Origin of the sequence: Neorhizobium tomejilense, assembly GCF_964254135.1 — a bacterium.
GTDB lineage: Bacteria > Pseudomonadota > Alphaproteobacteria > Rhizobiales > Rhizobiaceae > Neorhizobium > Neorhizobium tomejilense.
Window position 1 is genome coordinate 3,947,299 of record NZ_CAXUSO020000001.1, and the last position, 23,155, is coordinate 3,970,453.

The 23,155-nt window shown below is 64.7% G+C and carries 21 protein-coding genes and 2 riboswitches; of the genes, 13 read left to right on the forward strand and 8 right to left on the reverse strand.

Annotation, left to right across the window (positions count from 1 at the left end; all coding sequences use genetic code 11):
- Positions 1-16 precede the first annotated feature (16 nt).
- Both ACSQ3G_RS19465 and ACSQ3G_RS19470 read left to right on the forward strand, forming a co-directional pair.
- Entirely contained in the window at positions 17-2,662 is a 2,646-nt protein-coding gene (locus ACSQ3G_RS19465) for an aminotransferase class III-fold pyridoxal phosphate-dependent enzyme (RefSeq protein WP_436111199.1), read from the forward strand.
- 432 nt (positions 2,663-3,094) lie between these two features.
- Positions 3,095-3,292 (forward strand): hypothetical protein, encoded by a 198-nt coding sequence (locus tag ACSQ3G_RS19470; RefSeq protein WP_007765631.1) that lies wholly within the window; start codon positions 3,095-3,097, stop codon positions 3,290-3,292.
- Between the two features lie 56 nt (positions 3,293-3,348).
- Here the strand turns inward: ACSQ3G_RS19470 and ACSQ3G_RS19475 are convergent, their stop codons facing one another.
- Together ACSQ3G_RS19475 and ACSQ3G_RS19480 are read right to left on the reverse strand one after the other, a co-directional pair.
- Positions 3,349-3,585, reverse strand: a complete 237-nt coding sequence (locus tag ACSQ3G_RS19475) for an Lrp/AsnC ligand binding domain-containing protein (RefSeq protein WP_007765628.1) — start codon at positions 3,583-3,585, stop codon at positions 3,349-3,351.
- Positions 3,586-3,638: 53 nt separating this feature from the next.
- A complete protein-coding gene (locus tag ACSQ3G_RS19480) occupies positions 3,639-4,577 on the reverse strand; it encodes a LysR family transcriptional regulator (protein WP_436111200.1) in 939 nt (312 codons plus the stop codon).
- A gap of 97 nt (positions 4,578-4,674) precedes the next feature.
- Between ACSQ3G_RS19480 and ACSQ3G_RS19485 the strand changes: the two genes are divergently transcribed.
- Genes ACSQ3G_RS19485 through ACSQ3G_RS19495 form a run of 3 tightly spaced genes read left to right on the forward strand, consistent with a single transcriptional unit; the run spans position 4,675 to position 8,558 of the window.
- Positions 4,675-5,958: an NAD(P)/FAD-dependent oxidoreductase gene (locus ACSQ3G_RS19485; RefSeq protein ID WP_436111201.1), complete on the forward strand. Its 1,284-nt coding sequence runs from the start codon at positions 4,675-4,677 to the stop codon at positions 5,956-5,958.
- Between the two features lie 56 nt (positions 5,959-6,014).
- A complete protein-coding gene (gene amaB, locus ACSQ3G_RS19490; RefSeq protein ID WP_436111202.1) occupies positions 6,015-7,556 on the forward strand; it encodes an L-piperidine-6-carboxylate dehydrogenase in 1,542 nt (513 codons plus the stop codon).
- A 3-nt stretch (positions 7,557-7,559) separates the two neighbouring features.
- Positions 7,560-8,558: a P1 family peptidase gene (locus ACSQ3G_RS19495; RefSeq protein ID WP_436111203.1), complete on the forward strand. Its 999-nt coding sequence runs from the start codon at positions 7,560-7,562 to the stop codon at positions 8,556-8,558.
- Here the strand turns inward: ACSQ3G_RS19495 and cobD are convergent.
- Entirely contained in the window at positions 8,539-9,573 is a 1,035-nt protein-coding gene (gene cobD, locus ACSQ3G_RS19500; RefSeq protein ID WP_436111204.1) for a threonine-phosphate decarboxylase CobD, read from the reverse strand. The two genes, ACSQ3G_RS19495 and cobD, sit on opposite strands and share 20 nt — an antisense overlap.
- A gap of 4 nt (positions 9,574-9,577) precedes the next feature.
- On the opposite strand from cobD, the gene cbiB reads away from it, so the two are divergent.
- Positions 9,578-10,543, forward strand: a complete 966-nt coding sequence (cbiB, locus tag ACSQ3G_RS19505) for an adenosylcobinamide-phosphate synthase CbiB (RefSeq protein ID WP_436111205.1) — start codon at positions 9,578-9,580, stop codon at positions 10,541-10,543.
- On the opposite strand, the gene ACSQ3G_RS19510 is transcribed toward cbiB, so the two are convergent.
- Genes ACSQ3G_RS19510 through ACSQ3G_RS19525 form a run of 4 tightly spaced genes read right to left on the reverse strand, consistent with a single transcriptional unit; the run spans position 10,527 to position 13,561 of the window.
- Positions 10,527-11,996 (reverse strand): cobyric acid synthase, encoded by a 1,470-nt coding sequence (locus tag ACSQ3G_RS19510; RefSeq protein ID WP_436111206.1) that lies wholly within the window; start codon positions 11,994-11,996, stop codon positions 10,527-10,529. The genes cbiB and ACSQ3G_RS19510 overlap by 17 nt on opposite strands.
- A 2-nt stretch (positions 11,997-11,998) precedes the next feature.
- Complete coding sequence (gene cobO / locus ACSQ3G_RS19515; protein WP_046634744.1) at positions 11,999-12,613, reverse strand: cob(I)yrinic acid a,c-diamide adenosyltransferase; 615 nt, start codon at positions 12,611-12,613, stop codon at positions 11,999-12,001.
- Positions 12,610-13,371: a CbtA family protein gene (locus ACSQ3G_RS19520; protein WP_436111207.1), complete on the reverse strand. Its 762-nt coding sequence runs from the start codon at positions 13,369-13,371 to the stop codon at positions 12,610-12,612. Before ACSQ3G_RS19520 ends, cobO begins: the two co-directional genes overlap by 4 nt.
- Before the next feature lie 13 nt (positions 13,372-13,384).
- Positions 13,385-13,561, reverse strand: coding sequence for a CbtB domain-containing protein (locus ACSQ3G_RS19525; protein WP_037087553.1), 177 nt, complete (start codon positions 13,559-13,561; stop codon positions 13,385-13,387).
- 37 nt (positions 13,562-13,598) lie between these two features.
- Positions 13,599-13,827: riboswitch (cobalamin riboswitch) on the reverse strand.
- A gap of 59 nt (positions 13,828-13,886) precedes the next feature.
- A riboswitch (cobalamin riboswitch) is annotated at positions 13,887-14,126 on the forward strand.
- Between the two features lie 105 nt (positions 14,127-14,231).
- On the opposite strand from ACSQ3G_RS19525, the gene ACSQ3G_RS19530 reads away from it, so the two are divergent.
- The 7 genes from ACSQ3G_RS19530 to ACSQ3G_RS19560 are packed head-to-tail and all read left to right on the forward strand — an operon-like array spanning position 14,232 to position 22,424.
- Positions 14,232-14,642: a DUF1636 family protein gene (locus ACSQ3G_RS19530; RefSeq protein WP_436111208.1), complete on the forward strand. Its 411-nt coding sequence runs from the start codon at positions 14,232-14,234 to the stop codon at positions 14,640-14,642.
- Positions 14,639-15,676, forward strand: a complete 1,038-nt coding sequence (gene cobW / locus ACSQ3G_RS19535) for a cobalamin biosynthesis protein CobW (RefSeq protein WP_436111209.1) — start codon at positions 14,639-14,641, stop codon at positions 15,674-15,676. Before ACSQ3G_RS19530 ends, cobW begins: the two co-directional genes overlap by 4 nt.
- A 17-nt stretch (positions 15,677-15,693) precedes the next feature.
- Positions 15,694-18,987, forward strand: coding sequence for a cobaltochelatase subunit CobN (gene cobN / locus ACSQ3G_RS19540; protein WP_436111210.1), 3,294 nt, complete (start codon positions 15,694-15,696; stop codon positions 18,985-18,987).
- Positions 18,984-20,297, forward strand: a complete 1,314-nt coding sequence (cobG, locus tag ACSQ3G_RS19545; protein ID WP_436111211.1) for a precorrin-3B synthase — start codon at positions 18,984-18,986, stop codon at positions 20,295-20,297. The genes cobN and cobG overlap by 4 nt, the downstream gene beginning before the upstream one ends.
- A complete protein-coding gene (locus ACSQ3G_RS19550; RefSeq protein ID WP_105426459.1) occupies positions 20,294-20,923 on the forward strand; it encodes a precorrin-8X methylmutase in 630 nt (209 codons plus the stop codon). The genes cobG and ACSQ3G_RS19550 overlap by 4 nt, the downstream gene beginning before the upstream one ends.
- Positions 20,920-21,660: a precorrin-2 C(20)-methyltransferase gene (locus tag ACSQ3G_RS19555; RefSeq protein ID WP_436111212.1), complete on the forward strand. Its 741-nt coding sequence runs from the start codon at positions 20,920-20,922 to the stop codon at positions 21,658-21,660. The genes ACSQ3G_RS19550 and ACSQ3G_RS19555 overlap by 4 nt, the downstream gene beginning before the upstream one ends.
- Positions 21,657-22,424 carry a precorrin-3B C(17)-methyltransferase gene (locus ACSQ3G_RS19560; protein WP_436111213.1) on the forward strand — a complete coding sequence of 256 codons (768 nt, stop codon included), beginning with the start codon at positions 21,657-21,659 and terminating at the stop codon, positions 22,422-22,424. Before ACSQ3G_RS19555 ends, ACSQ3G_RS19560 begins: the two co-directional genes overlap by 4 nt.
- On the opposite strand, the gene ACSQ3G_RS19565 is transcribed toward ACSQ3G_RS19560, so the two are convergent.
- The gene (locus ACSQ3G_RS19565) at positions 22,400-23,155 is read right to left on the reverse strand and encodes a cobalt-precorrin-6A reductase (RefSeq protein ID WP_436111214.1); all 756 of its coding nucleotides are present in this window, start codon (positions 23,153-23,155) and stop codon (positions 22,400-22,402) included. The two genes, ACSQ3G_RS19560 and ACSQ3G_RS19565, sit on opposite strands and share 25 nt — an antisense overlap.

The following is a 23,155-nucleotide window of genomic DNA, read 5'->3' on the forward strand; positions in this document are numbered from 1 at the left end:
CCTTCCGGAGAGGTTCATGTCCGACATACTGCCCGAACTCATCGAGCCTCCTGCAAATGACGTTCCGATCGAAGCGATCGAGGACGTTCTACGCGACCATTACGGGCTTTCCGGGCAAATCTTCCCGATCGAGGGCCGGCAAAACCCTTATTTCCTGATCGATAACGGCCACATGCGCTACCTGCTCAAGGTGGCGCCCGCCGAAGGACCTATCGAGGAGATCGAGGCTGAACACGCCCTGATGCGCCATATCCTGCGCAGCCCGGACGGGCCGCGGGTTCCCGAGCCGGTGGTGACCAGGGATGGCGGCGACACGCTCGTCCTGCCGCTCGGCGGCGAAGACCGGCGCATCCGGCTCCTCACCTTTCTCGACGGTACGGCCCCGCCGAGTGGCGAGAAACTGCCGGACCAGGCCGTGGCAGCCTTCGGGGCGATCTCCGCAGCACTTGCAAAAAGCCTGCTGGATTTCGAACATCCGGTCCTGCAGCGCGAGCCGGAAGGGGACCTGCGCAAGGCCGGCCCGCAGACGGTCACGCTTCTCTCCGCCGTCGCCGACCAGGAAATCCGCGGCGTGATCGCCAAGGCGATGGTGACGGCGCTCCGGCGCATCCAGCCGCTCGGCCCAAGCCTGAGGATCGCGGCGGCGCACCAGAACATCAACGGCGAAACCGTCGTCGGCGAGGATACGGACGGCGCATGGCTGCCGACCGGCGTGACGGACTTCACCGGCATTTCCAACGGCTGGCTGGTCGCTGGTTTCGCCAATACCTGCGCCTATCTGCTCGCCGACCGCGATGGCGATCCTTTCGCGCTGCTGCCGGCGATCCGCGCCTATCACGACATCTACCCGTTCACCTTGAACGAACTCGAGGCGCTGTGGCCGCTGGTCGTCGCCCGCACCGGCATTCTCGCCGCCGAAGCCGAAAGCCGTCAGACCGGGTTACCCGACGACCCGCAAACCAGGGAAGACGCGGAGAAACGCCGCGCCGTCCTGAACGCTGCAACGACCGTTGCACCGGCACAGGTGCTTGCGGCCATCCTTGATGCGACCGGCATGGAAAAACCGCTGCCGGAGATCGGCCGCCTCCTGCCCGATATCGACCCGGAAACTTTCCGGCTGGTGGATTTGAGCGTCACCAGCCCGCTTCTCTACGGCGGAAACTGGACGGATGCCGACAACGACTGGAAGCTGCTTGCCCACATCGCCCGGGAAACCGGCCGGGCCAGCACCCGCTACGGCGAATACCGGCTTTCGAAAAGCAGCACCGACCCGCAGCAGGAACCGGAAAGTTTCGCGCTTCACATCGATGCCTGCATACCCGCCCGGATGCCGGCGGTGGCGCCCTTTGCGGGTACGCTGAAAACCGCCGGACCTCGCCTCGTCCTTGTCGGCCGCGACCTGACCCTGCATGTCGAAGGCCTCGAATGCACGCTGGCCGAAGAGACCGAGCTCGCAGCGGGCGACCCGCTTGGTGTCATCGCGGGGACCGAAAATTCCGTCGGCGGCCTGCGCCTCAGGTTTTGCCTCGACCCGGATCTCGTGCCGCCGCTCTTCTGCAAGCCGACCGAGGTGGGCACGTGGGCGAGATTATGCCCTTCGCCGTCGGCGCTGCTCGGTATCGACGCGAATGCCCCGGCGCCGAAATATCCTGACCAGCCCGCCCGCGGCTGGAGGGAATACCTCTTCGATGCGACGGGCCGCAGTGCGCTCGATCTTACCGGCCAAGCGCCGCTGACCGGCTACGGACATCCGCGCCTCGCTGCCGCCACCTACCGCCAGACCATCCTCCTCAACCGCGCCGCAGGCCATCCGTCTGAATCGGAAGAGGCTCTGCGCGCGCAACTGACCGAGCTTGCGCCCGAAGGGCTGAGCCATGTCTTTTTTGTCTCTGGCCGCGCGGAGGCGCTGGATCTCGCCTTCAGGCTTGCCCGCAGCCATACCAACAAGCGTGGCATCATCGGCCTGCCGGGGCTGCGGACGGACCGTCGGGATCCGGACTTCTTCGCTGTTCCATCCGTTGGAACGGCAACCGACATGATCCACGATCTCGATGATGTCGCTGCAGTGCTGGCGCAAGGTTATGGCGAGGCCGCGAACCTGGACGAGCCCTTGACGGAACTTCGGCAGAAAGCCGGCCTGCTGATCGTCGACGAAACCGGAACCGGTTATGGCCGCCTCGGCCACCACATCTGGGGCTTTTCGCACCGGGGGCTCGCGCCGGACATCGTTTTTGTGGACGGCCCGGACGGCGGCGCTCCGTCGTTTCTGATGACACGGCCCGAGATCGCCGCAAACCTCCCCTCGGACCTACACCCGCCAGCGATCTGCCCCGTCAGGGCAGCCTCCGCCAGCGCGGCGCTTGACGTCATCCGGGAGGAGCAAATGCGCGAAAATACGCGCGAGATCGGCAGCCATCTGAAGACACGGCTCGAAAGCCTGGTCGAACGTTTTCCCGCGATCTCCACCGTATCGGGGAGCGGGCTGCTGCTCGTCATCGATCTCGCCGACGAAGCGGCGGACCTCGGCGAACGGCTGCGACCCGGCATTGTCGCCGATATCGGCACTCCCAGACGCCTCGTCCTGCGTCCGCCGCTGTGCTTCAGCCGCCAAAGCGCGGACGGGCTGGTGGATCGGATCGAGACCCTGCTCTCGGAAATTTGAGCTGGCCGATCCGGTCGTTGCCGGAAATTTTCCACCGCCGATCCTTGCTTGAGTGGAAAAGCCACCTATCTCTGGGCTTATGGGCGGCGGCCAAGAATCGCGAATGAAATTTCACAATTCGGCCTTCTTCCTGTCATCAGTCGGAAAAAAATTCTAGGTAGACTGATTTTCGTTGATCATTTTGTGGGATTCGCCTACAGATGATTTTCGTTCGGCCTGCTGAGTCTGGCCGATTTTCGCGCAACACCATGAAGGGAGAGTGACATGTTTAAATTCGTCCGCGTCGCCGCCTTTGGTGAGGCCGCGTTCAAAATGAATGGCACGGATCGCCGCTCCCTTCCGTGCTGTCGAATGTAACGCTTCAGTTCAATCGTTCCTGAAAATTTTCATTCGCCAGAGCTGCGTCGCAAGCAGCCAAAGCGGGAGTCTGCCATGCAGAAGCAAGTAATCGAATTCGGCGGCGAGCCCGTCGGTATTGTCATTCCTGACGCGGACCGGCTGAAGTTCATCGCCGTGAAATTCCATGTCATCGATCTGGACGAGCAGCGTTTCGGCTCTGCCGACGAAGTGCGTCTTGCCATCCGCGAGCTGGTTCGCTCGCGCAACAGCGCCTCGGCGGCGCATGTCTGATATTTTTTAAGTTCAAATTCCAAAAAGCCGCCCCTGTGGCGGCTTTTTTATTGCGCTCAGAACGCGGTGAAGGTCATCGTCGTCAGCGAACGCTCAATGCCCGGGATCGACGCGATCTTCTCGTTCACGAACCGGCCGATCTCATCGTTGTCCTTGATGTAGACCTTCAACAGCAGGTCCCAGTCGCCGCTGGTCGAATAAAGTTCGGACGCGAGCTCGGTCTTGTAGATGGCGTCGGCAACCTCGTAGGTCTTGCCGGGCTTGCAGCGGAGCTGGACGAAAATAGGTTTCATGGACGTCTTCCCGTCGGTCGGATCGCCTGAGCGATCATGATGGACATGTCCGACTATTGGCCGATGCCGTCGCCGTTCGCAAGCATATCCTGGCGATTCTCGTCGCGATGAATTTCCTCGGTGATCCAGTCCCGGAAGGCGGCAAGCGGCGGGTAGGTCGCCCGGTCGGGCGGATAGGCAAGATGATATTGCCCGGTCTCCATCTTCTCGGCCTCCACGGCGGGCACCAACAGGCCCTGTTCCAGCTCCCGGCCGATCAGGAACCGCGGCAGCAGAGCCGCACCGAGGCCGGCGGTTGCCGCCTCCACCATGGTCATGAACTGATCGAACAGCATGCCGTGCAGCGCCTCGAAGACGATCCGGTTCCTGGAAAACCACAATTCCCAGGCATCCGGCCTCGTGTTGAGATGCAGCAGAGGCGCCCGAAGCACGTCCGCCGGCGTTTGAAGATGATGCTTGATCTTGAAGGCCGGGCTGCAGGCCGGCACGACTTCCTCATCCATGAGAAAGGTGAGCGTGGCGCCCGGCCAGCGGGCCGAGCCGAAATGGATCGCGGCATCCAGCGTATCGAACCGGAAATCGAAAGGCTCGAGCCGCGTGATGAGATTGACCACCATGCCCGGATGCGCTTCCAGGAAGCGGCCGATGCGCGGAGTGAGCCATCGCGTGCCGAAAAACGGCAGGACCGCGAGGTTCAGCGTGCCGCCGGAGGGATTGGCCCTGAGATTGAGCGAGGCATGCGAAATGCGCCTGAGCGCCTCCCGCACCTCGCGGGCATACCCGTCTCCGGCAAGCGTCAACCGGATCGTCTGCCGCTCGCGTAGGAACAAAGCCACGCCGAGCTGTCTTTCCAGCGCCGAAATCTGGCGGCTGACGGCGCTCTGGGTCAGGCCGAGCTCGTTTGCCGCCGCCGTGACGCTGCCGGTGCGGGCCGCGGCCTCGAAGGCGGAAAGCAGCGAGAATGACGGGAGAAAGCGCCGGGGCGGCAGCATGTCATTCCTCCAGCGAATGATCTGTTGAGAACATGTCGATATTCATCGATAACTGCTCCCTGTAAAGAGTGGCGATCAACGCTCCCGGACAATCATCATGCTGAACGATCCCCGCTCTCACGGCCTCTGGGAAAAGACCGCCCCCGCCCCGCCGCCGACCGCCCGGCTGGAGGAGGTCATATCTGCCGATGTGGTGATTGTCGGCGGCGGATATACCGGTCTCTCAGCCGCGCTGCATCTTGCGCAAGCGGGGACCAATGTCGTGCTGCTCGAGGCAGCCGAGATCGGTTTCGGCGGCGCCGGCCGCAATGTCGGCCTGATCAATGCCGGCATGTGGGTGATGCCCGACGATTTTCCGAAGGAACTCGGCCCTGTTTACGGTGAACGCCTGCTCGACCTGCTCGGCAACGGCCCCGCCCTCGTCCGCGAGCTGATCGAGAAACACGCCATCGCCTGCGAGCTCGAAAAGAACGGCACGCTGCATTGCGCCGTTGGTCCCGAAGGGCTGAAGGAGCTGGAGGAGCGCGCCCGGCAATGGCAGACGCGCGGCGCCCCGGTGACATTGCTCGATGCAGCCGAAACCGAGCACCGCGTCGGCTCAGGCGCCTATGCCGGATCGCTGCTCGACATGCGGGCCGGCACGCTGCAGCCGCTCGCCTATGCTCGCGGCCTCGCCCACGCGGCGGTAAAGGCCGGCGCCAGGCTCCATACCGCCAGCGCGGTGACCGGCACGGATGAAGTCAACGGCCGGAAAGTCGTCAGGACTGCCTCCGGCGAAGTTACCGCCGACTGGATCATCGTTGCGACCGACGCCTACAGCACCGGCCCCTGGGAACAGGTGCGCCGCGAACAGGTTTACCTGCCCTATTTCAACCTTGCCACCATGCCGCTCGGCGACAACCTGCGCCGCTCGATCCTGCCCGGCCGCGAAGGCTGCTGGGACACCAAGGACATTCTCTCTTCCCTCCGCATGGACCAGGCCGGCCGGCTTGTCTTCGGTTCGGTCGGCGCGTTGCGCGGCACCGGAACGGGGATTCACAAGAACTGGGCGCGGCGCTCGCTGAAGCGGCTCTTTCCGCAGCTCGGAGATGTGGAATTCGAGGCCGAATGGTATGGACAGATCGGCATGACCGACAACGCCCTGCCGCGTTTCCACAAATTCGGCCGCAACGTCCTCGGTTTTTCCGGCTACAATGGTCGCGGCATCGCGCCGGGCACCACCTTCGGCAAGCTGCTGGCACGCCATATCCTCGGCGAGGTTTCGGAAACCGACCTTCCGCTGCCGCTGACAGAGGTTCAGGAACCCGGCTTCCGCGCCATCAAGGAAGCTTATTATGAAGCGGGCGCGCAGATCGCCCATTTCGCCGGCGAGCGGTTCTGATTGCGAAACCGCCACCGATTTGTAGATTGACGAAAATTACACATCCGGAGACTGACATGACGCTCGCCACACTCGATCTCGCCGCTGAGGTGAAAAACATTCTGGGCGGTCTCGGCGTAAAGGCCGAAAGTTATATCGGCGGCACGCTCGCCGTCCGTTCGCCGATCACCGGCAAAGAGATCGGCAAACTGCCGGAAGAAACCGCCGCCGGCGCCGCAAAGGCGATCGACGCCGCCCATGCGGCCTTTCTCGAATGGCGGCTGGTACCGGCCCCGAAGCGCGGCGAACTGATCCGCCTGCTCGGCGAGGAATTGCGCGCAGCCAAGACCGCGCTCGGCCGGCTGGTGTCGATCGAAGTCGGCAAGGTCACCTCCGAAGGTCTCGGCGAAGTGCAGGAAATGATCGACATCTGCGATTTCGCGGTCGGCCTTTCCCGCCAGCTCTACGGCCTGACCATCGCCACCGAACGCTCCGAACACCGGATGATGGAGACCTGGCATCCGCTCGGCGCCATCGGCATCATTTCCGCCTTCAACTTCCCGGTCGCCGTCTGGTCCTGGAACGCGGCGCTCGCGATCGTCTGCGGCAATTCCACCGTCTGGAAGCCGTCGGAGAAGACGCCGCTGACCGCGCTCGCCACCCAGGCAATCTTCGAAAAGGCACTCGCCCGTTTCATCGCCGACGGCGGAAAGGCCCCGAAGAACCTTTCGACCCTCCTGATCGGCGGCCGCGATATCGGCGAAGTCCTGGTCGATCACGACAAGATCCCGCTGGTTTCCGCGACCGGCTCCACGGCCATGGGTCGCGCCGTCGGCCCGCGGCTGGCGTCGCGCTTCGCCCGCTCGCTGCTGGAACTCGGCGGCAACAATGCCGCGATCGTCGCCCCGACCGCCGATCTCGACCTGACGCTTCGCGGTGTCGCCTTCGCCGCCATGGGCACCGCCGGCCAGCGCTGCACCTCGCTTCGCCGCCTCTTCGTGCATGACAGCGTCTACGAAACGCTGGTGCCGCGCCTCGCCAAGGCCTACCAGTCGGTGACGATCGGCAGCCCGCTCGAAAACGGCAATCTCGTCGGCCCGCTGATCGACAAGGCCGCTTACGACAAGATGCAGAAGGCGTTGGAAGCAGCAAAGGCCGAAGGCGGCAAGGTGACCGGCGGCGAACGCGTCCACCAGGACGAGGCGGCAGACGCCTATTACGTCCGCCCGGCGATCGTCGAAATGCCGGCCCAGTCCGGTCCGGTCAAGGACGAGACTTTCGCTCCGATCCTCTACGTGATGAAATATTCGAGCTTCGATGAAGCGCTCCACCTGCACAACGACGTGCCGCAGGGCCTTTCCTCCTCGATCTTCACCAACGACATGCGCGAGGCGGAAACCTTCGTCTCCGCCCGCGGCTCCGATTGCGGCATCGCCAATGTCAATATCGGCCCTTCGGGCGCCGAGATCGGCGGTGCGTTCGGCGGCGAGAAGGAAACCGGCGGCGGCCGCGAATCCGGCTCCGACGCATGGCGCGTCTATATGCGCCGCGCCACCAACACCCTGAACTACGGCCGCACACTGCCGCTCGCGCAGGGCGTCAAGTTCGACATCGAATAACCGATGGCCGAAACGCTGAACCTGCTGACCGATATCGAGGGCGTGGCCGTCGGCCATGCCACCGATCTTGCCTTGGGGTCGGGCGTCACGGCGATCATCTTCGACGAACCGGCAATCGCCTCCGGCTCGGTGCTCGGCGGTGCTCCGGGCGGGCGGGATACGGCCCTGCTCGATCCGTCGATGACCGTGCAGACGGTCGATGCCTTCGTGCTGTCGGGCGGCTCGGCCTTCGGTCTCGATGCGGCCGGCGGCGTGCAATCGGGCCTGCGGGAAATCGGCCGCGGTTTCCAGGTCGGCAGCGTCCGCGTGCCGATCGTGCCGCAGGCGATCCTGATGGATCTCCTCAACGGCGGCAACAAGGACTGGGGCCTGCATTCGCCCTACCGCGAGATGGGTTACGAGGCCTTCAGGGCCGCCGCCAAGGGTGGGTTCTCGCTCGGAACCATCGGCGCCGGAACGGGCGCCACGACGGCGACGTTCAAGGGCGGCATCGGTTCGGCGAGCGCCCGGACTTCGACAGGTCATACGGTCGCGGCACTGGTTGCCGCCAATGCCCTGGGCTCGGCGACGATAGGTGAAGGCCCGCATTTCTGGGCCGCTCCCTTTGAAGAAGACAAGGAGTTCGGCGGGCTTGGACTGCCTCCGACCTTCGACAATCGCATGCGCCTCAAGGGCCGCAACGTGACGTCGACGACGATAGGCGTCATCGTCACCGATGCCGTGCTGACCAAGGCACAGGCGCACCGGCTTTCCATCCTCGCCCATGACGGCTTGGCCCGCGCCATCCTCCCGGCCCACCTGCCCTTCGACGGCGACACGATCTTTTCGGCGGCAACCGGTGCAAGACCTTTAAGCGACCCCTCGGATTTCATGGAAATCTGCCATCTGGCGACGCTGGTAACCGCCCGTGCCATAGCCCGCGGCGTCTACGAGGCAACGGCTTTGCCCAATGCCAACGCCCAGATCGCTTGGCGCGACAAATTCAATTCGCCGGCTCAATAGTTTTCAAGGCTTCTTCGAGCCGCGGCCAGTCATTCTCGCATGGAAGGCCGATTCTTAGATCCTCGGGCCGTTCCTCGAACCGGCGCACCAGAATGCCCCGCTCTCCAAGGTGCCGGAAAACCGCCTGCGCGCGCGGATCGCGGATGAAGCGGAACAGCGACGTCCCACCCGTAACAGGTATTCCCGCAGCACCGAGCAGGGCATCCAGCCGCGCCGCATCCTCTCCAAGTCTCAGCCGCATCGCGCCCTGCCATCCGACATCGGCGAGTGCCTCGTTCGCCACGTGCAATGCCGGACCGGACACCGCCCAGGGACCCAACCGGTTCTCGATTCTCGCCACCGCTTCCGGATGTGAGATCACGAAGCCGAGCCGCAGGCCGGCCATGCCGAAGAACTTGCCGAAGGAGCGCAGCACCACCAGCCCGCCGGCGTCCACTGCGTCGGTGACGCTCGATGCTTCCGAGACGTCCATGAACGCTTCGTCCACGACCAGCAGCCCACCCTTCGCGCGCATGACTTCTGTGAGCGCCAAAAGATCGGCCCGCGGGACGATCCGTCCGGTCGGATTGTTTGGATTGACGATGACGGCGATGTCCGCTTCCACCAACCGATCCAGATCGTCGGTTTCGGTGACTTCCAAACCGGAAAGCCGCGCCGCGCGGGCATGTTCCGCATAGGTGGGAGAAAGAACCGCGGCACGGCCTTTCCGGGCGATCAGATCGGCGACCATCGGCAGCAGGATCTGCGTCCCCGGCCCCGCCGCGACATGTGCCGCCGACGGCGCGCCGTAGGCAGCAGCGGCAAGAGCCTTCAGCCTTTCCGCCGATGCGACGTCGGGCAGTCGCGCGAAAGCATTGTCGGGCAGGGGCGAATACGGATAGGAATGCGGGCTGATACCGGTGGAAAGATCGACCCAGGGTTCCGGCGCGTGGCGAAACAGCGCCCGGGCACGGGAAAGATTGCCGCCGTGCTGTATCGGATCGCCAATTTCACCACCAATATCAGGGCCTGCCAACTTTATGTTCCTTCTCGCATTTTTCGCCCTGATCACGGAGCGCATCGTGGGTTATCCGGACTGGCTGTTCCGGCGCATCGGCCATCCGGTCACCTGGATCGGCGCACTGATATCCCGGCTCGACCGCGATCTGAACCGCGAAAGCGACGACTTCTCCACGCGCAAGCGAAAGGGCGTGTTCGCGCTTCTGGCGCTTCTCGGCATCACAGTCCTGCTCAGCCTGGTGATCGAATACGACCTGAGAATGATCCCCCTCGGGCCGATCCTGTTGGTCGTGATCGCTGCGAGCCTGCCTGCGCAGAGGAGCCTTGAAACCCATGTAGAGGCCGTGGCCACGGCGCTGCGATACGGCGGCCTGGACGCCGGGCGGAAAGCGGTCTCGAAAATCGTTGGGCGCGATCCGGAAAAGCTCGATGAAGCCGGCGTCTGCCGCGCGGCGATCGAGAGTCTGGCCGAGAATTTTTCGGACGGCGTCGTGGCGCCGGCCTTCTGGATGGGGATCGGCGGTCTTGCGGGCGGCGTCGGCTACAAGGCGGCCAATACCGCCGACAGCATGATCGGCCACAAGCTGCCGCGTTACGAAGCCTTCGGCTGGGCGGCCGCGCGATTCGACGATCTCATCAACCTGCCCGCCTCGCGCCTGAGCGCCCTTCTTTTCGTGGTCGCTGCAGGTTTCATCGATCGCGCCTCGCCAGGCAACGCGATCCGCGCCATCAGGCGGGATGCCCGCCATCACCGGTCGCCGAACGCCGGCTGGCCGGAAGCGGCGATGGCCGGCGCGCTCGGCATTGCGCTTGCCGGACCGCGCAGCTATGGCGGACAGATGATCGAGGCGCGGTTCATGGGCGAGGGTGGGCGCTCCGAGCTCACCTACGACGACATTCGCCGCGCGCTGAAACTCGCCCGCGTTGCCGACGCGCTGCTGATCGGCCTTTTCGGCCTTCTGGCGTGGATCATCTGGCAAGTTTGAGCAGCCCATCCAGATCGAGATGCTTTTCCATATGGGCGGCCAGCCGGTCCAGCACCGCGTCCACGCCTGCCTCGTAATCGAGGGCGGAGGTAGAACCTCCGAGTCGCGTCAGCCAGGCCGACCGCTGCCGGTCGTCGGAAAACAGACCGTGGAGATAAGTGCCCCAGACCCGGCCATCCGCCGATATCGCGCCTTCCGGGTTGCCGCCGACGATCGAGAACGGGCATTGGCAATCCACGCCCGACGTCCGTCCGATATGCATTTCATAGCCCGACAGGGAAATTCCGTCGAAGCTTTCGCCTGAGACGGCCTCCAGCCGTTTATCGCCGGAAAGAACCGTTTCGACATCCAATAGGCCAAGACCTTCGATCGAGCCGGGTGGTCCTTCCGTTCCGTCCGGATCAGAAATCGTTTTGCCAAGCATCTGATAGCCGCCGCAAAGGCCCAAAACTCGCCCGCCGCGGCGGACATGCGCTGCAATATCCACGTCGAAACCGGCCGCCTTCAGCGCCCGGAGATCGGATATCGTCGCCTTCGAACCGACCAGCAGCACGAGATCGCAATCGCCGGGAATGACCTGTCCCGGCCGGATCCGAATGAGATCGACATCCGGCTCCGCTTCCAGCGGATCGAGATCGTCGAAATTGGAGACATGCGGCAGGATCGGCACCGCGATCCTGATCTTCGCGCCAGCCTTCCGCACAGAAGGTGCATTGAGGCCAAGCGCATCTTCCGCCGGCAGCCGGGCCGCATCGGCAAAATGCGGCAACAGCCCGACCGAATGCCAGCCCGTGAGTTCCCCAATCATCCGCATGCCGTCTGCGAACAGGGCTGGGTCGCCCCGAAACCGATTGACGATAAAGCCCCGGATCATTGCCGCATCTTCGGGATCGAGCACCAACCTAGTGCCGGCAAGGCTGGCGATCACCCCGCCGCGGTCGATATCGCCGATCAGCACCACCGGCACGCCGGCGGCCCGCGCGAACCCCATATTGGCGATGTCGTTCTGGCGAAGATTGATTTCCGAGGCGCTGCCGGCACCTTCGATCAACACCAGATCGGCCTGATTGCGAAGAAGCCCGAAACTTTCGAGAACCCGCGGCATCAGCGTCCGTTTGAGCATCTGATACTCGGCGGCCTTGGCATTGCCTTCGACCCTGCCTTGCACCACGACCTGCGCACCCACCTCGCTCTGCGGCTTCAGGAGCACCGGGTTCATGTGGACGCTGAGCGGTGCGCCGGCGGCACGCGCCTGCAGCGCCTGCGCCCGGCCGATTTCGCCGCCATCCGCGGTGACCGCGGCATTGTTCGACATGTTCTGCGGCTTGAACGGCATGATCTTCAGGCCGCGCAGCGTAAAGGCGCGGGCAAGGCCGGCCACCACCAGCGACTTGCCCACATCCGAGCCCGTTCCCTGAAACATCAGCGCCCGAGCTGGCTTGACCCGAACCATGGCTAAAACTCGATGCCGGCCTGGGCCTTCACGCCCGCCTTGAAGTGATGTTTGACCAGCGTCATCTCGGTGACCATGTCGGCCGCCTCGATCAACGCAGGCTTGGCATTGCGGCCGGTAACGACCACATGCAGGTCCGGCCGTCGCGCCTGGAGCGCCGCGACGATCTTGTCGAGATCGAGATAGTCATAACGAAGTGCGATGTTGAGTTCGTCGAGGATGACGAGCCCGATCGTCTCGTCCGCCATCAGCTCGAGCGCCTTTTCCCAGGCCTTCTCCGCCGCAGCAACGTCACGCTTCAGGTCTTGGGTTTCCCAGGTGAAACCCTCGCCCATCGTGTGCCAGACGACGCGGTCACCGAAGACGGCAAGCGCCGGCTGCTCCCCCGTCGACCAGGCGCCCTTGATAAACTGCACGACGCCGACCCGGCGGTTGTTGCCGAGCATGCGCAGCGCCAGGCCGAAAGCGGCGGTGGATTTACCCTTGCCCGAGCCGGTATGGACGATGAGAAGACCCTTTTCCTGGGTCTTCTCGGCCACTTCCGCATCCTGCACCGCCTTGCGGTTCGCCATCTTGGCGCGGTGACGCTCGACGGACGCCTCGTCGATCTCCTTCACCGGGAAGCGAGCTTCGCCGGGGATCCGGCAGAAGCTTCCTCGCCGGCCCGGAATCGTTCGCGGACCACACCGGTAAGCGCACCGAGCACGGCCCAGAACACCAGGTTGGTGGCATAGACGGCGTTGACGAAGCGGGCATGGAGATCCATCGGGACCGCCGTTTCATGGCTTGGCGGCAGCGGCGCGCCGACCAGATGCGGGGCGATCAGCAGCACGATCGCAAGCGCTGCGAACACGGCCGAGCGGGTATAGGCGAGCAGGCCGAGACCCATTGCCGTGCAGACCGCCGTCGAGACCCACCAGATCTGGCGCGGGCCGAGTTCCGCAGCCGGCATGCCGGGCAGTTCCGGCGGCAGGCCAAGGCCGGGCGCGAGGATGACGGCGAGGAAGCCGGCAATGCCGAACATCAGGCCGCCGCGCCAGCCCTTGAAGCCGCCGAACGCTTCCGAAGCGGCAACCAGGACAAGGGCAAAACCGATAGCCGACAGCATGTCGGCGGCAGCAGTATAGATGAAACGCTCGAAGCCGTCGGCGGGAGCCCACGCTTCGTCGCCGTGGTGATGCTCGGCGGCCGATGCCGTGGCACCTGCGGCCGGCGCAGCATCATGGCTGTGGCCTGCCTCGGGCGCGGCATTCTCGAACACTTCCGCCTGCAGGATCAGCGGCACGGTGGAGAAGCTCTGCATCACGGTCAGCAGCAGTCCGGACAAAAGCCCGGCGATCACCGCCGTGAAGACGATGTTGCGAAACAACGACATTGGGGAGAACTCCTCAGTGGCAGGGAAAGGCGAGCGAGTGGCGCGTGTCATGCGCGGCGTTATGGACGACTTCCAGATGCGAGAAACCGACAAAGCCGACGATGAACAGGCCGAGCAGGGCCGTCATGCTGAGGGGAATGATTTTCGAAGCGGAGAGGCTGACTGCAGCTGCAGCAGAATTCGTAACCATGGTCTCGTCCTTTCGCCCTCCACCCGAGGGCCGTTCACGTTCTTTGCCGCCTCTGGCAGGTCTCCTGGCTCGCGGATCGGACGCCTTCTCCCGCCTTCCCAGGATCCCGTTGGCCGGATTTCCCAGTGGCTTGACGGCCGCACGGCCGTTTTGGTCGAAGACTTTCCGCTTACAGTTGCGGGGGCAGCCGCGGGTTGGACGGCAGAAATCCGTCGCACCGCATTCCCTCTAAAACCCTTTCGGGCACCATAGGCTCGGTCACTATAGACGAATTCGGCGTCACGGCAATCGCCTTTGCGACGCATTGACATGGGCCTGCGACCGGGCTTACTTGAAAGGAGATGGTCCCTTTCCGGCAACGGGGAGGGCTAAGAGAGAATGCGGTGCGATCCCTTTTTCAGGATCAATGCCGCGGCTGCCCCCGCAACTGTAGGCGGCGAGCCATTGCCTAAAACGGCCATTTGGCCGTCAAGCCACTGGGAAATCCGGCCAACGGTATCCTGGGAAGGCAGGCAAATGGCGACGACCCGCGAGCCAGGAGACCTGCCGTCCGATTAATTTTGCTTCACCGGGCGGGGTGCTCCGGAGGAAGTTCTCGATCACCGCAGAGGGGTTTCGACCTTCTGCTCCGCGCCCCGATTTTCGACCCCGGCGGGAACGCGGCTGACCGATGAGTGACCACCGACCAGATGATCCGGCAACCGCCGGCCCGGCAGATGTGACGATTTTCGTCTGCACCAATTGCCGTGACGCGTCCGACGGCGAAATCCGGCCCGGCATCGCACTAATCGCGGCGCTGCGCGAGGCAGCAAACGGCAAGCCGCTCGCGGTCAAGCCGGTCACCTGCCTTGCCAGTTGCGAAAAAAGCCCGAGCGCCGCCTTCAACCACAAGAGCGGCTGGTCCTATGTCTTCGGCCATCTCTCGCTCGACAATGTCGAGGACATCGTCACCGGCGCGATGATGCTGGCCGAGGACGAGCGCGGCTTCCTTCCCCTTCGCGGCCGCCCGACCTGCCTGCGCGGCAAGGGCATGACGGCCCGTATTCCACCCTTTCATCACCACGAGGACATGCCATCATGAGCGTTTCGTTCGACCGCGTTCCCTGCACCGTCGTTACCGGGTTCTTAGGCGCCGGCAAGACCACGCTGATCCGCAACCTGATCGAAAACCTGAAGGGCAAGCGGCTGGCAATCATCGTCAACGAATTCGGCGATGTCGGCATAGACGGCGACGTGCTGAAGGGCTGCGGCATCGAAAGCTGCCCGGAGGACAACATCATCGAGCTTGCCAACGGCTGTATCTGCTGCACCGTGGCGGACGATTTCGTGCCGGCGATCGACCGGATCCTGGCCATCGAACCCCGCGTCGATCACATCCTCATCGAAACCTCGGGCCTCGCGTTGCCGAAGCCCCTCGTCCAGGCCTTCCAGTGGCCTGACGTCAAGGCGCGAGTGACGGTGGACGCCGTGATTGCCGTGGTCGATGGACTGGCACTCGCCGAAGGTCGCGTCGCCGACGATCACGAGGCGCTGGAAGCGCAGCGCAACGCGGACGGTTCGATCGACCATGACGATCCGGTCGAGGAAGTGTTCGAGGACCAGGTGGCCTGTGCCGACATGATCGTGCTCACCAAGAGCGACCTCCTGGATGCCGCCGGCCTTGCGACCGCCAGGGATCGCGTGTCCGCCCATCTGCCACGTGCCGTGAAAATCGTCTCGGCCGCCAACGGCGCCATCGATCCGGCAGTGCTGATCGGCCTCGGCCTCGCCGTCGAGGACGATATCGAAAACCGCAAGACCCATCACGACGACGAACTCGACCACGATCACGACGATTTCGACAGCTTCGTCGTCGATCTGGCCGCAGTCGCCGACGCCGAACAGCTCGCCGCACGCATTTCCGCGACGGCGGAGGCGGAAAACGTGCTGCGCATAAAAGGCTTCGTGGAAGTCGCGAACAAGCCGATGCGCCTGCAGGTTCAGGCGGTAGGATCGCGCGTGAACCACTATTTCGACCGCGCCTGGGCACCCGGCGAAGCGCGGACAAGCCGCCTTGTCGTGATCGGCGAAAAAGGCATCGACCGCGCCGCGATCGAAAGGATGCTGGCCGCATAAGTAGGCCCGAGGGAAGGATGCACATACTCGCCACCACATCGTCGTCGCTTGACGACCTCATCGAACCGGTCGACCTCAATCAGTCGCCGGCCGACGTGGTGGTGCTGTCCTTTTCCGGCAGCGACCTGAACGGCCTTTCCGCCGTCTGGGGTTCGAATTTGCCGAGCCTGCGGCTGACCAGTCTTTCCGACCTGCGCCATCCGATGTCCGTCGATCTGTGGGTCGAGAAGACGGCGGCCCACGCCAAGATCATCCTCGTGCGCATTCTCGGCGGTTTCGATCGCTGGTCCTACGGCGTTGAGGAGCTTTCGCGCATGGCGAAGCGGAAAAAGATCGCGCTGGCGCTGCTGCCCGGCGAATGCAGCATCCGCGACGAGCGACTGATCGCGGCCTCGACCGTTTCGGAAGACCGGATCGCCGGCATCCTGAGCTGCTTTCGCGAGGGCGGTCCGGCCAATATGCGGCTTCTGGCGAGGTTGCTGACGACGCTGGCCGAGGGCAAAACGGAACCGCTGTCGCAGGCGGCCCCGGTGCCGAAGGCCGGTTATTACGCACCCGGAAAAGGCATTGTCGAGATCAACGACCTGCTGACCCGCTTTGCGCCGGATGCGCCGCGCCTGCCGATCCTGTTCTACCGCTCCATGCTGCTTGCGAATGACGCAGCGCCGATCGACGCGCTGTTCGAAGCGCTCAAAAAGCGCGGTTTTGCACCGGTGCCTATCTTCGTCGGCGGACTGAAGGAGCCGGATGCACTGGCCTTCGTCGAACAGGCGATCTCTGACCTGAAATCTGCGGCCATCCTTTCCACCACCGCCTTTGCCAGCGGCACGGACGGCAACGGCGAAACGATTTTCGACCGCACCGGCGTGCCGGTCTTCCAGATCGTCGTTGCCACGACCCGCCGCGATGGCTGGACGGAGAGCCGGCGCGGCCTCAACCCCGCCGACCTCGCTATGCACGTCGTCCTGCCGGAGCTCGACGGGCGCATTCTTGCCGGCGCGATCTCCTTCAAGGCAGGCGAAAGCTCCGCCAACCTCGTCAACCGGCCGGAGCCGGACCGGGTCGAACAGGTCGTCGACCGTATCGCCGCCTTCCTCCGGCTGAAAACCACGTCACGGCCCGAGCGCAAGATCGTCATCCTCATGCCGGATTATCCGAGCGCGCCCGGACGCACCGGTTATGCCGTCGGCCTGGACGTGCCGCAAAGCGTGCTCGGGATGCTACACGAACTGTCGGTAGCCGGCTATCATATTTCGGATATCCCCGAGACCCCGCGTGACCTTCTTGACCGCCTGGATGACAAATCCACCGGCCACCCACGCGCCGCCTACGATCCCCTGCCCGTTGTAGAGGCGGCGTGGGGCGGGGCAGAAGCCGACGAAGACTTCAGGGACGGCATTTTCCGTTTCCGCACCGCGAGCTTTGGCAATGTCACCGTCGCGCTCGCCCCCGATCGCGGCCGCAACGCCGATCGCCGCGCCGACTATCACAGCCCGGACCTGCCCCCGCGCCACGCGCTGATCGCCTTCGGTCAATGGATGCGCGAGACGCTTGGCGCGCATGCGATCGTCCATGTCGGCGCCCACGGGACGCTCGAATGGCTGCCGGGCAAGACCGTGGCGCTGTCGAAGGATTGTTTTCCTGAGATCGTCACCGGTGGCCTGCCGGTCATCTATCCGTTCATCGTCTCCAATCCGGGCGAGGCGGCGGTCGCGAAACGGCGGATCGCCGCCGTCACCATCGGCCATCTGCCGCCGGTCCTGGCCGGCGCCGGTCTTTCCGACGAACAGAAGAAGCTGGAACTGCTGGTCGACGAATACGCGCAGGCCGACGGCCTCGATCGCCGCCGCCGCGACCGGCTGGCCAGGCTGATCGTCGAGACCGCCCGCGACACCGGACTGGCGGGCGAGGCCGGCGTCTCGAACAATGACGATCCGGATACGGCGCTGACCCGCATCGACGCCTTTCTCTGCGATCTCAAGGACTTTTCGATCAAGGACGGCCAGTACGTCTTTGGGCAGGTGGTGCCCAGCGATGACGATCCATTACGAGTCCGTAGCGCTGAAACCGAGCGACAGGCCTTGCTCGACGCACTGGACGGCAAGCACATCCGCCCGGGCCCATCCGGTGCCCCGGCCCGCGGCCGCCGCGACGTGATGCCGACCGGCCGCAACCTCTTCGCCAGCGACCCGCGCACCCTGCCGACGCCGACCGCCTTCGAACTCGGCAAACGTGCGGCCGACGAGATCCTGCGGCGTTATCTCCAGGATCACGGTGACTGGCCGAAAAGCCTTGTCTTCGATCTCTGGGGCAGCGCGTCCCTGCGCAGCGGCGGCGAGGAAGTCGCACAGGTTCTGGCGCTGATGGGGGCGAGACCCGTGCAGGATACGGCGACGGGCCGCGTCACCGGCATCGACGTCTTGCCGCCGGCAGCGCTCGGCCGCCCGCGCGTCGACGTGACGCTGAGGATTTCCGGCCTGTTCCGCGACATGTTTCCGGCTCTCATCGCCCTGCTCGACGCCGCGATGCGCGCCATTGCCAGCCGCGAGGAAGCACCGGGCGACAATCCTCTCGCCGAAGAGGCACAAACGCTTGGGCACGTCCCCTCACGCATCTTCGGCTCGGCACCGGGCACCTACGGCTCCGGCATCGAGGAAAAGCTCGCCGATGGCACTTGGGGCGAACGCGAGGAGCTGGGCCGCATCTATCTCGATGCGACGAGCCATTCCTTCGGCGGCGCGGAGGGCGATGCCAGCCACGTGCCCGGCCAGTTCGCGAACCGCATCGGGACCGCCGATCTGCTGGTCCATACCGGCGACGATCCGGGCCGCGACCTGCTGGACGGCTCGGCCGATGTCGCCTTCATCGGCGGATTTGCAGCGGCTGTGGCAGCACTCGGCGGCAAGGCGGATGTGATCGCACTCGACACGACCGATCCTCAAAAACCTCGTGCCCGTTCGATTTCCGAAGCGGTAACCCGCGTGGTGCGCGCCCGCGCCGTCAATCCGCGCTTCATCGCCGGCCAGATGCGCCACGGTCCGCGCGGCGCAGCGGAACTGGTGGAAACGGTCGACCGCCTGATCGGTTTTGCCGAAACCACCCACGCCATCCCGCAATCGCTGATCGAGGCGACCTACGACGCCTATCTCGGCGATGAAAAGGTCCGCGACTTCCTGCTGGGCCAGAACCCCCAAGGCGCACGCTTCATGGCCGAGCGTTTTCGCTCGGCCCTTCGCCGCGGCCTCTGGCATCCCCGCCGCAACGCGATCGACGCCGAGCTCGAAATGCTCACCCGGGAGAAGGTCGCATGACGGCACTCTCCCTCGATCGAAGCACGCTGGATATGCGCCGTGGCGCCTGCCCCGCCCTGTCCGCCCCTATGCTGACCGGCGACGGACTTCTCGCCCGAGTCGCGCTGACTGACGCGATCACCCCGGCCCAGCTGGCCGAGCTCTGCCGGCTGGCGCGGCGCCATGGCAACGGCGTTCTCGATATTTCCGCCCGCGGCAACCTGCAGGTCCGGGGACTGAGCGAGGCCTCGGCTCCCCTCCTCGATGCCGATGTCCGCGCGCTGAACCTGCCGCTCCGGGAAGGACTTGCCGTCGAAACTCCGCCCCTGGCGGGGATGGACGACACCGAGATCGCCGATCCGCGCGCCATAGCCGAGGCGATCCGCCAAGGTGCCCGCGACATCCCCGGCCTTGCTCCAAAGATGTCGGTAGTGGTTGACAGCGGCGGGCAGCTCAGGCTTTCCGACCTCCTGGCCGATATCCGGCTTACCGCCGTTTCCAGCGGAGAAGGCATCCACTGGACCCTGTTTTTAGGCGGGACCGAAACAACCGGCCGCGTTTTCAATGTTTTACGTGAAACAGAGGCCGTCTCCGCCACTCTGGCGCTGCTTCGAAAGCTCGGCGAAAAGGGACCCAAGGCGAGGGGACGCGATCTCGCCGCCGGCTTGCCCACGAACGATGCGCCCAGCCGGCGGGCCTTGCCTTTCGGCACCTTCCGCCTCCCCGGCGACCTTTTCGCGGCAGGCATCGGCCCGGCCTTTGGTCAGGCAAACGCCGAGGACCTGATCGCTCTCTGCGACGAGGCCGAGCGGCTCGGAATACAGTCCCTGAAACCGGCCTTCGACCATTCGCTCCTGTTTTTTGGCGCCCGAAGCGCTTGCCAAGCGCTGACCGCTTTTGCCGGTAACAATGGCTTCGTGACCTCGCCGAGCGATCCGCGTTCGGCGATTGCCGCTTGTCCCGGAAGTCCCGCCTGCAATTCCGCAACCGTCGCCACCCATGAACTCGGCGCCAGAGCGGCGGAAGACTGCGGCGATCTGCTGGATGGCTCGTTCAAGCTGCACGTCACCGGCTGCCCAAAGGGCTGCGCCCATCCGCAGCCGTCAGCGCTTGCACTCTGCGGAACGGCGGCCGGCCTTTCGCTCATCGCCGGAGGAAAAGCGGCCGACGAGCCCTTTGCCTCGGTCGCTTTTGCCGATACCAACAACTCCCTTCGCCGCATCGCCGATCTTGTCCGAGACGAAAGGCGCGCCGGCGAAAACTCCGCAGCCTGCCTCGCCCGTCTGGGACCGCGCCGGCTTGCTGCGGCCGTTACGTCAGGAAGACCATGAACAGTTACGATTACATTCGCGAAGGCGACGCGATCTACGAAAAATCCTTCGCGATCATCCGCGAGGAAGCGGATCTCTCGCCTTTTTCGTCGGAACAGGCCGAGATCGCGGTGCGCATGATCCATGCTTGCGGGCTGGTCGAGGCGGCTCAGCATTTCCGGTTTTCGAAGGATTTCGTTGCCCAGGCCCGCGGCGCGCTGCATGCCGGCAAGCCGATCTATTGCGATGCCGAGATGGTGGCCCACGGCATTACCCGCGCCCGCCTGCCGGCCCATAACCAGGTGATCTGCACGCTGCGCGACGGCCGCACGATCGAGCTTGCCAAAACCATCGGCAACACCCGCTCGGCTGCCGCGCTGGATCTCTGGGACGATCTCGAAGGCGCAGTCGTTGCGATCGGCAATGCGCCGACCGCGCTCTTCCGCCTGCTCGAAATGCTCGACGCCGGCGCGCCGCGTCCTGCTGCCATCATCGGCATGCCGGTCGGTTTCGTCGGCGCGGCGGAATCCAAGGAAGCGCTGATGGAAGCGACGCTGGGTATTCCCTATGCAATCGTGCGCGGCCGCATGGGCGGCTCGGCGATGACGGCTGCCTGCGTCAACGCGCTGGCGAGGGCCGGACTGTGAACGCCGCGCTCATCAAGGGCAGGCTCCTCGGCGTCGGCACAGGACCCGGCGACCCCGAACTGCTGACGCTGAAGGCGGTGCGCGCCATCCAGGAAGCGGATGTGATCGCCTTCTTCTGCAAGAAGGGCTCGAGCGGCAACGGCCGCGCCATCGTCGAGGCACATATCCGGCCGGGTACGCTCGAATTGCCGCTGGTCTATCCGGTCACGGTCGAGACCCACAAGGACGAGGCCGATTATCGCGGCCCGATCGCCGATTTCTTCGATCGCTCCGCGGACGACATCGCCGCGCATCTCGATGCGGGCAGGCACGTGGCCGTGCTGAGCGAAGGGGACCCTCTCTTCTATGGATCCTACATGCACCTGCATGTGCGGCTGGCCGGCCGCTACCACGCAGAAGTGGTAGCCGGCGTCACCGCCATGTCCGGCTGCTGGTCGATGACCGGCATGCCGCTCGTCCAGGGCGACGATATTCTAAGCGTGCTGCCCGGAACCCTGTCCGAAGAGAAGCTTGCGGAGCGGCTTGAAAACACCGACGGCGCAGTGATCATGAAGGTCGGGCGCAACCTGCCGAAGATCCGCCGGGCGCTGGCCTCCGTCGGAAAACTGTCCGGAGCGCTCTATGTCGAGCGTGGCACGATGGCGAACGGCGCAGCACAGCGTCTGGAAGAGCGCGACGAGAGCCCTGCTCCGTATTTCTCGATCGTCCTCGTGCCCGGCTGGAAGACACGGCCATGACAACCGGTTCGTTGACCGTCGTCGGCCTCGGCCCCGGCAATCCCGACCAGATGACGCCGGAAGCGGCCGCCGCAGTGACGGAAGCGGAGGATTTTTTCGGCTATTTTCCGTATATCGACCGTTTGAACCTCCGCTCCGACCAGCGCCGCCACGCATCCGATAACCGGGAGGAACTGGCGCGCGCCCGTGCCGCGCTCGAAATGGCGGCGGGCGGAGGCAAGGTCTGTGTCGTGTCGGGCGGCGACCCCGGCGTGTTCGCCATGGCCGCCGCAGTCTGCGAGGCGATCGACGAAGGTCCGGCCCTGTGGCGCGAGATCGATTTTTCGGTCGTTCCCGGCATTACCGCCATGCTGGCCGTCGCGGCCAAAGCCGGTGCGCCGCTCGGCCATGATTTCTGCGCCATCTCGCTTTCGAATAATCTGAAGCCCTGGGATGTGATCGAGAAACGCCTCACCGCGGCGGCGACGGCCGGGTTCGTGATAGCCTTCTACAACCCGATCAGCAAGGCGCGCCCGCATCAACTCGGCGAAGCCTTCGATATTCTGCGCGCCCATCTGCCCGGCACCGTGCCGGTGATCTTCGGCAAAGCGGCCGGTCGGCCGGATGAAGCTATCCGCATCGTGCCGCTTGCCGAAGCGGCAGGCGACATGGCCGACATGGCGACATGCGTGATCGTCGGCACCGCGGAAACGCGGGTTATCGAGCGGGAGAACCGGCGCCCGATCGTCTATTCCCCGCGTTATTTCAGGGGCACCGGCGCATGATCGAGCCAGGCGAGCATCTCCTCCACGGTCTCGACGGACGGCACGTCCGGCAGGTCCGGACGGCGGATCAGGACGACATCGATACCAAGTTCGCGCGCAGCGGCGATCTTGCCGTAGCTCGCCGGCCCGCCGCTGTTCTTGGCGACGATCACCTCGATGCCGTGGTCCTGCAGAAGCCGGGCCTCATCCGCCTGCCCAAAGGGGCCGCGCGCGGTCAGATAGACCGCGTTCGGGACGGAAAGCGGCGGTTCGACCGGATCGACGCTGCGGACCAGGTAGTGGTGTTGGGGCGCGGCTTCGAAGGGCAGAAGCTCCTGCCGGCCAAGCGTCAGAAATGCTTTTCGCGGGACATCTCCCAGGGCATTGACCGCATCGGCGACACCGTCGACATCGATCCAGCGGTCACCGGGCTGCCTCACCCAGGCCGACCGTCGCAGGGCGACAAGCGGAACGCCGGAAATCTCGGCAGCTTTGGCCGCATTGCGGGAAATCTGAGCTGCATAGGGATGCGTCGCATCGATCAGAATCGAGATGCCTTTCTGCCTGAGATAGGCTGCAAGCCCTTCGGCACCGCCAAAGCCGCCGACACGCACCGGCACGGGTTGCCCGGCCGGCGCGCGTGTGCGCCCGGCAAGCGACAGCTCCACGGCAAACCGCGGATCGCCGGCGAGCTTTCCGGCCAGCGCGCGGGCTTCCGCCGTACCGCCGAGAATGAGGATGGAACGTTGCAA

What these genes read in the sequence shown, in the direction of transcription:
- ACSQ3G_RS19510 (WP_436111206.1), bottom strand. Translation starts at nt 11,996, where the DNA reads ATGGTTCGGGTCAAGCCAGCTCGGGCGCTGATGTTTCAGGGAACGGGC.
- cbiB (WP_436111205.1), top strand. Translation starts at nt 9,578, where the DNA reads ATGTTCCTTCTCGCATTTTTCGCCCTGATCACGGAGCGCATCGTGGGT.
- amaB (WP_436111202.1), top strand. Translation starts at nt 6,015, where the DNA reads ATGACGCTCGCCACACTCGATCTCGCCGCTGAGGTGAAAAACATTCTG.
- ACSQ3G_RS19480 (WP_436111200.1), bottom strand. Translation starts at nt 4,577, where the DNA reads ATGCTGCCGCCCCGGCGCTTTCTCCCGTCATTCTCGCTGCTTTCCGCC.
- ACSQ3G_RS19470 (WP_007765631.1), top strand. Translation starts at nt 3,095, where the DNA reads ATGCAGAAGCAAGTAATCGAATTCGGCGGCGAGCCCGTCGGTATTGTC.
- ACSQ3G_RS19495 (WP_436111203.1), top strand. Translation starts at nt 7,560, where the DNA reads ATGGCCGAAACGCTGAACCTGCTGACCGATATCGAGGGCGTGGCCGTC.
- ACSQ3G_RS19530 (WP_436111208.1), top strand. Translation starts at nt 14,232, where the DNA reads ATGAGTGACCACCGACCAGATGATCCGGCAACCGCCGGCCCGGCAGAT.
- ACSQ3G_RS19485 (WP_436111201.1), top strand. Translation starts at nt 4,675, where the DNA reads ATGCTGAACGATCCCCGCTCTCACGGCCTCTGGGAAAAGACCGCCCCC.
- ACSQ3G_RS19475 (WP_007765628.1), bottom strand. Translation starts at nt 3,585, where the DNA reads ATGAAACCTATTTTCGTCCAGCTCCGCTGCAAGCCCGGCAAGACCTAC.
- ACSQ3G_RS19550 (WP_105426459.1), top strand. Translation starts at nt 20,294, where the DNA reads ATGAACAGTTACGATTACATTCGCGAAGGCGACGCGATCTACGAAAAA.
- cobN (WP_436111210.1), top strand. Translation starts at nt 15,694, where the DNA reads ATGCACATACTCGCCACCACATCGTCGTCGCTTGACGACCTCATCGAA.
- cobG (WP_436111211.1), top strand. Translation starts at nt 18,984, where the DNA reads ATGACGGCACTCTCCCTCGATCGAAGCACGCTGGATATGCGCCGTGGC.
- ACSQ3G_RS19465 (WP_436111199.1), top strand. Translation starts at nt 17, where the DNA reads ATGTCCGACATACTGCCCGAACTCATCGAGCCTCCTGCAAATGACGTT.
- cobW (WP_436111209.1), top strand. Translation starts at nt 14,639, where the DNA reads ATGAGCGTTTCGTTCGACCGCGTTCCCTGCACCGTCGTTACCGGGTTC.
- ACSQ3G_RS19525 (WP_037087553.1), bottom strand. Translation starts at nt 13,561, where the DNA reads ATGGTTACGAATTCTGCTGCAGCTGCAGTCAGCCTCTCCGCTTCGAAA.
- ACSQ3G_RS19520 (WP_436111207.1), bottom strand. Translation starts at nt 13,371, where the DNA reads ATGTCGTTGTTTCGCAACATCGTCTTCACGGCGGTGATCGCCGGGCTT.
- ACSQ3G_RS19560 (WP_436111213.1), top strand. Translation starts at nt 21,657, where the DNA reads ATGACAACCGGTTCGTTGACCGTCGTCGGCCTCGGCCCCGGCAATCCC.